We start from the raw sequence: 6,256 nt of genomic DNA, 5'->3' as shown, positions 1-6,256 counted from the left end.
CCCCGCCTCCCGGACGAGCGTGTCGCACGACGTCCCCTCGCCATGTCCCCGCCCGCACGCTGTGCACGTGCGCTCGTTCCTCGCGACTTCGGCCATACCGCGCCCCCCTGGCCTATTCCCTGCCCAATCTGTACATCCCGGAAGCCCGGCATCCACTGCCGCCAAGGGTGGGTGTCGCAAAGTGAGGAGGGCACCCCGCCCATGGGCCGGGGTGACGGTTGGGCGGAGGACTGCGGCGTGTCAGGAAGGTGTCACGCGGATAGGATGCGCGCATGTCCCGCTCGGCCCGACGCATCCCCACCGTGAACCTGTCCCACTACCGCTCCGGCACTTCCGAGGAGCGGGCCCGCTTCGTCCAGGTGTTTGGCGACGCGCTCAAGGAGTTCGGCTTCGTGACCGTGGAGGGCCACGGCGTCGAGGACGCGCTCATCCGCCGCACGTACGCGGACGTGGAGCGCTTCTTCCAGCTGCCGGAGTCCACCAAGACACGCTACGCGGTGCCGGAGCGTCCGGGGCAGCGGGGCTTCATGGCGTTTGGCCAGGAGCACGCGAAGAACCGCAAGGTGGGGGACCTGAAGGAGTTCTGGCACGTGGGCCGCGAGCTGCCCGTGGGCCACCCGTACCGCGACGACTACGGCCCCAACGTCTGGCCGGAGGAGGTGCCCACCTTCCGTGAGCACACGCTGACGCTCTACCGGGAGCTGGACGACGCGGCGACGGTGATGCTCCAGGCGTTGGCGGACTACCTGGGCATCGCGCGCAACACGTTCAGCGACATGACGGTGGACGGCAACTCCGTGCTGCGGCTCATCCACTACCCGCCGCTGAAGGACCGCTTCATCCCGGGCGCGGTGCGCGCCGCGGAGCACGAGGACATCAACTTCATCACGCTCCTGTGCGAGGGCACGGCCGGCGGCCTGGAGCTGCTCACGCGCGACGGCGAGTGGATTCCGGTGGACACGCTGCGCGGCCAGATTGTCGTGGACTCGGGCGACATGCTCAGCCGGGTGATGAACGGCGTCATCCCGTCCACGACGCACCGGGTGGTGAACCCGCCCAGCACGGAGCAGGACACCGTGCGCTACTCGATGCCCTTCTTCGTGCACCCGTTCTCCGACTGCATCCTGAAGCCGCTGCCGCAGACGGAGACGCCGGACAACCCCGCGCGCCACCCGCCCATCACCGCGGACGCGTTCCTCAAGCAGCGTCTGCGCGAACTGGGCTTCCTCAAGTAGCCCCCGCGCGGGCGAGCAGCTCATCCATGTGGACGCGGAAGTGGCGAGTCCCTTCCGCGCCATGGAGCCAGGGGCCCCGGCCCTTGAGCCACGAGGGCTGCCACGCCCGGCCCGTCTCGTCCGTGAGGACGACACGGGTCAGCGGAGCCAGGCGCTGCTCGCCCCGGTAGTCCAGCCGGTAGAGCTGGAGCAGCGGCTTGTCGTCGTAACTCCCGCCGAACAGCACGTGGGTGTCGTTGACGGCGATGGCGCGCGCGCCATGCACCGGGGAGGACCAGACCGTGGAGGGCTGTCCGGGCCTCATGCGCACGAGCGGGAAGTCCGAGTAGCTGTAAAACCAGGTCTCCCGCTCCGAAGCGACGTTGAGTGCGTAGCAGTCCAGGATGTACTGCCCCAGGCCAAGCGCCATCGACACACCGCTCTCCTGCCGCTGCCCCAGCGCATCGAAGCGCTCCAGGCCCTCGGCGCCCAGGGCTCGCCCTGAAGGCCCTGAAGTGTCGCCCCCCCTGCCCAGGGCGCCGATCACGCCTTCGTCGAAGTAGCTGACCCAGACCTGTCCATCGGACGTCGTCTGCACGTCCTCGATGCCGTCTCCCAGGGTCAGCTCCCGCAGCAACGTGCCTTCCGGCGAGTAGACGTGGGCGTTGCGCTCGTATCCCGTCTCCGAGCGGTAACGGCTGCGCCCGTTCACCAGCAGCACCTCGCCATCGGGAAGCGGCTGGACGTAGTGGAAGTCCGGGGCACCGCGAGGCAGCGTGAAGCGCTCCCAGGTGTCCCAACCGTCCGCGAAGTGGAGGACCTCGTCACCCTCACCTCCCGCGTCCGCGAGCCACCACACGGTGTTGTCGGGTGCCACGCCCAGGGCCTTCACGTTCCGTCCCGCGAGCGCCTCCGCCGCGTCGACGAACGGGTGCACTTCGACGTGGAGTGTCCTCTTCATGCGCATCACGGCCTCCGGGCACGGCCTCGACGGTGGCACTCCCGGAACCTGACGGTCCATCGCCGCGAGGCTCGCGCGGCATGGGGGTGGCTGCCATCCTCGCGGCACCGTGAGCACCTCCCTCGACCTGTTCGCCATCCAGCCGCGTGTCACGCTCGATGACTATGCCTCGCAGGAGACGTTCGCCTCGCACCACCGGGCGCTCGCCGCCCGCGTGGACGCGCTGCGCCCCCGGGACGCCTCTGGCCGGCCGTTGAACCCCGCGCTCGCCGTCTGGCCGGAGATGGTGGGCGCGGCGCTGGGACTGATGGGGCACCTGTCGCGCGTGCGCCGCCGCAAGACGACGAACGGCGCGATGACGCGCGTGGCGCTCGCGGAGTGGCGGGGCATGCTCCGCACGTGGAGCGCCTTCCATCCGCCGACGCTGGAGGAGTGCCTCTACGCCACGGTGGCGCCGCGCGTGCACCGCGCCATGTACGAGACCTTCTCCGGCATCGCGCGCGACTTCGGCCTGTGGGTGGTGGCCGGCAGCGCGCTCTTGCCCACGAACCGCCTGGGCCCGGACACCCCCGAGTACGAGCCCGCGGGCGCGCGCACCTTCAACACCAGCTACACGTTCTCACCGGACGGACGCTGCGTGGGCGTCACGCGCAAGGTGAACCTGGTGCCCACGCAGGAGGACGTGCTGCACCTGAGCCCGGGCCGCCCGGAGGACCTGCCCGTGCTGGACACGCCGTTCGGGAAGCTGGGGACGCTCGTCTGCTACGACGGCTTCCGCGAACCCCATACGTCCGGCGAACCCTATTTCGTGCCCTGCGCGCAGTACCTGGACGCGCTGGGCGTGGAGGTGCTCGCGCAGCCCTCCGCCAACGCCTGGAGCTGGGACGCGCCCTGGGCCTTCAACGCGCCCGGCGAGACGCAGCTGCGCCGCGAGCAGTGGTTCAACGAGGGCCTCTACACGCAGCTGCGCACCCTGAAGCGCGTGCGCTACGCGGTGAACCCGCAGCTCACCGGAGGCTTCTTCGACAACACCTTCGAGGCGCCCTCGCTCATCCTGGAGCGCCGGGGGCCGGACGACGTGCACGTGCTCGCCCAGGCCGCGGATCCGCGCGGCGAGGACGTGCTCCACGTCACGGTGCCCCGTTAATCGCCCAGCTTCTTCTTGAGCAGCTCGTTGACGAGGCCGGGGTTGCCCTTGCCCTTCATGGCCTTCATCACCTGGCCCACGAAGAAGCCGTACACGCTCTTCTTGCCGGCCTTGTACTTCTCCACCTCGCCCGCGTTCTTCGCGAGGATGTCGTCCACCACCGCCTCGACGGCGCCCACGTCGCTGACCTGCGCGAGCCCCTTCTCCGCGATGATGTCCGCGGGCGGGCGGCCCGTGCGGAACATCTCCCCGAGCACGTCCTTCGCCGCGTTCGCGGACACCGTGCCCTTCTCCACCGTGGCGAGCAGCTCACCCAGCTGCGCCGGAGTGAAGCGCAGCGCGGAGATGGGCGTGCCCTCCTCCTTGAGCAGGCGGCTCAGCTCACCCAGGAACCAGTTGGAGAGCTTCTTCGCGTCGGACACGTGCTTCGCGCACGCCTCGAAGAAGTCCGCAAGCGGGCGCTCGGCGGTGAGGATGCGCGCGTCGTAGGCCGGCAGGCCGTACTCGCCCATGAAGCGCGTGCGCCTGGCGCGCGGCAGCTCCGGCAGCGACTGCCGCTGCGAGTCCCGCAGCGCGTCCGACACCAGCAGCGGCGGCAGGTCCGGCTCCGGGAAGTAGCGGTAGTCGTGCGCGTCCTCCTTGGAGCGCATGGACCGGGTGATGCCCTTGTTCACGTCCCAGAGGCGCGTCTCCTGGTCCACCTTGCCGCCGGACTCGATGACGTCCACCTGCCGCGCGGCCTCGTACTCGATGGCCTGCTTGAGGAAGCGGAACGAGTTGAGGTTCTTCAGCTCACACCGCTGCCCGTACGTGGTGGAGCCCTTGGGCATCACCGACACGTTGGCGTCGCAGCGGAAGCTGCCCTCCTCCAGGTTGCCGTCGTTGACGCCCAGGTACACCAGCACGTCACGCAGCGCCTTGAGGTACTCCACCGCTTCGTCGGCATCGCGCAGGTCCGGCTCGCTGACAATTTCCATCAGCGGCACGCCCGCGCGGTTCAGGTCCACCAGGCTCTGCCCCGCGGACGCGGACGCGTCATGCACGCTCTTGCCCGCGTCCTCTTCCAGGTGGATGCGGCGCACGCGCACCGTCTTCTCCCCGGAGGGCGTGTCGATGACCAGCTCGCCCCACTCGCAGATGGGCTGGTCGTACTGGGTGATTTGATAGCCCTTGGGCAGGTCCGGATAGAAGTAGTTCTTCCGGCTCCACACGCTCGTGGGCTTCACCGTGCACCCGAGCGCGAGGCCCGTGCGCACCGCGTACTCCACCACGCGCTGGTTGAGCACCGGCAGCACGCCCGGCATGCCCAGACACACCGGGCAGGTGTGGTGATTTGGCTCGGCGCCGAAGGCAGTGGAGCAGCCGCAGAAGATCTTGGACTGCGTGAGCAGCTGCGCGTGGACCTCGAGGCCGATGACCGTCTGGAAGTCGCTCAGGGGCATGGCGGTGTCACCCTTGTGCCGCGCCCGCTAGACGGGGGCGGCGCGGCGGAAGAAGTCGTGCTCGCGCTCGAACGCGCGGGCGATGCGGAGCAGGCGGGCCTCGTCGAAGGGGCGCCCCAAGAGCTGCATGCCGATGGGCAGCCCGCCTTGAGTGAAGCCGCACGGCACGGACAGACCGGGCAGGCCCGCCAGGTTGCACGGCAGCGTGTAGACGTCCATCAGGTACATGGACAGCGGGTCGTCCACCTTCGCGCCCAGCTTGAACGCCGGCACCGGCGACGTGGGCGACACGATGGCGTCCACCTGCTGGAACACCTTCGTGAAGTCCTCGCGGATGAGCGTGCGGACCTTCTGCGCGCGCAGGTAGTACGCGTCGTAGTAGCCGGCGGACAGCGCGTAGGTGCCCAGCATGATGCGGCGCTTCACCTCCGCGCCGAAGCCCTGCCCACGCGTCTGCGTGTACAGCTCCTTGAGCCCGCGCGCGTCCTTCGCCCGCTGCCCGTAGCGGATGCCGTCGTAGCGGGCCAGGTTGCTGGACGCTTCCGAAGAGGCCAGCAGGTAGTACGTCGCCAGCGCGTACTTCGTGTGCGGCAGGGACACGTCCACCAGCGTCGCGCCCAGCTTCTCCAGCTCTTCCAGCGACGCGCGCAGCGTGCCCGCCACCTCCGGGTCCATGCCCTCCGCGAAGTACTCGCGAGGCACGCCCAGCTTGAGGCCCCGCACGCCGTCCTCCAGCCCCGTGAGGCAGTCCGGCGTCTCCACGTCCGCGGAGGTGGAGTCGAGCGGATCATGCCGCGCGATGAGCTGGAAGAGCGCCGCGGTGTCCCCCACCGTGCGCGCCATGGGGCCCGGCTGATCCAACGACGAGGCGAAGGCGATGACGCCGTAGCGCGACACCCTGCCGTACGTGGGCTTGAGCCCCACGGTGTTGGTGAGCGCCGCGGGCTGGCGGATGGAGCCGCCCGTGTCGGTGCCCAGCGCGCCGAACACCTCGCGCGCGGCCACCGCCGCCGCCGAGCCACCGGACGAGCCGCCCGGCGTGCGCGTCAGGTCCCACGGGTTGTGGGTGGGGAAGTACGCGCTCGACTCGTTGGACGAGCCCATGGCGAACTCGTCCATGTTCAGCTTGCCCAACAGCGGCAGGCCCGCCTCCTTCAGCAGGCGCACCACGGTGGCGTCGTAGGGGGGGACGAAGCCCTCCAGGACGCGCGAGGCGCAGGTGGTCTCCACCCCTTGCGTGAGGAAGATGTCCTTGAGGCCCACGGGCACGCCGTCCAGCACGCTCAGCGGGCTGCCCGCCTTGCGGCGCGAGTCACTGGCCTCGGCGGACTTCAGCGCCCCGGCCTCGTCCACGCGCAGGAAGGCGCGCACCTTCGGGTCCACCTGGGCGATGCGCTGGAGGCTCGCGCGCGTGGCGTCCACGGAGGACACCTCGCGCGAAGCCAGCTTCGCCGCCAGCTCCAGCATCGACAGGTCGGTCAGCGACGACATG

General features: G+C 69.9%; 5 protein-coding genes. 2 read left to right on the top strand and 3 right to left on the bottom strand.

Annotated features, from left to right (window positions below):
• Positions 1 to 272: 272 nt before the first annotated feature.
• Complete coding sequence (locus D7V80_RS17915; protein ID WP_120589320.1) at positions 273 to 1,235, top strand: isopenicillin N synthase family oxygenase; 963 nt, start codon at positions 273 to 275, stop codon at positions 1,233 to 1,235.
• Here the strand turns inward: D7V80_RS17915 and D7V80_RS17910 are convergent.
• Positions 1,228 to 2,175, bottom strand: a complete 948-nt coding sequence (locus D7V80_RS17910) for a hypothetical protein (RefSeq protein ID WP_147447130.1) — start codon at positions 2,173 to 2,175, stop codon at positions 1,228 to 1,230. The genes D7V80_RS17915 and D7V80_RS17910 overlap by 8 nt on opposite strands.
• 109 nt (positions 2,176 to 2,284) lie before the next feature.
• Here D7V80_RS17910 and D7V80_RS17905 point away from each other — a divergent pair, with 109 nt between their 5' ends.
• On the top strand, positions 2,285 to 3,322 hold the full coding sequence (locus tag D7V80_RS17905; protein ID WP_120589318.1) for a carbon-nitrogen hydrolase family protein: 1,038 nt from the start codon (positions 2,285 to 2,287) through the stop codon (positions 3,320 to 3,322).
• Here D7V80_RS17905 and gatB read toward each other — a convergent pair.
• Together gatB and gatA are read right to left on the bottom strand one after the other, a co-directional pair.
• Positions 3,319 to 4,764: an Asp-tRNA(Asn)/Glu-tRNA(Gln) amidotransferase subunit GatB gene (gatB, locus tag D7V80_RS17900; RefSeq protein ID WP_120589317.1), complete on the bottom strand. Its 1,446-nt coding sequence runs from the start codon at positions 4,762 to 4,764 to the stop codon at positions 3,319 to 3,321. The genes D7V80_RS17905 and gatB overlap by 4 nt on opposite strands.
• 27 nt (positions 4,765 to 4,791) lie before the next feature.
• Positions 4,792 to 6,255, bottom strand: coding sequence for an Asp-tRNA(Asn)/Glu-tRNA(Gln) amidotransferase subunit GatA (gatA, locus tag D7V80_RS17895; RefSeq protein ID WP_120589316.1), 1,464 nt, complete (start codon positions 6,253 to 6,255; stop codon positions 4,792 to 4,794).
• Position 6,256: the final 1 nt, after the last annotated feature.

This window comes from Corallococcus sp. CA054B (assembly GCF_003611625.1).
Taxonomy (GTDB): Bacteria; Myxococcota; Myxococcia; order Myxococcales; family Myxococcaceae; genus Corallococcus; species Corallococcus coralloides.
Note: the sequence above shows the minus strand (reverse complement) of the source record. Positions and strands in the feature narration are given on the sequence as shown.

What these genes read in the sequence shown, in the direction of transcription:
- D7V80_RS17915 (WP_120589320.1), top strand. Translation starts at nt 273, where the DNA reads ATGTCCCGCTCGGCCCGACGCATCCCCACCGTGAACCTGTCCCACTAC.
- D7V80_RS17910 (WP_147447130.1), bottom strand. Translation starts at nt 2,175, where the DNA reads ATGAAGAGGACACTCCACGTCGAAGTGCACCCGTTCGTCGACGCGGCG.
- gatB (WP_120589317.1), bottom strand. Translation starts at nt 4,764, where the DNA reads ATGCCCCTGAGCGACTTCCAGACGGTCATCGGCCTCGAGGTCCACGCG.
- gatA (WP_120589316.1), bottom strand. Translation starts at nt 6,255, where the DNA reads ATGTCGTCGCTGACCGACCTGTCGATGCTGGAGCTGGCGGCGAAGCTG.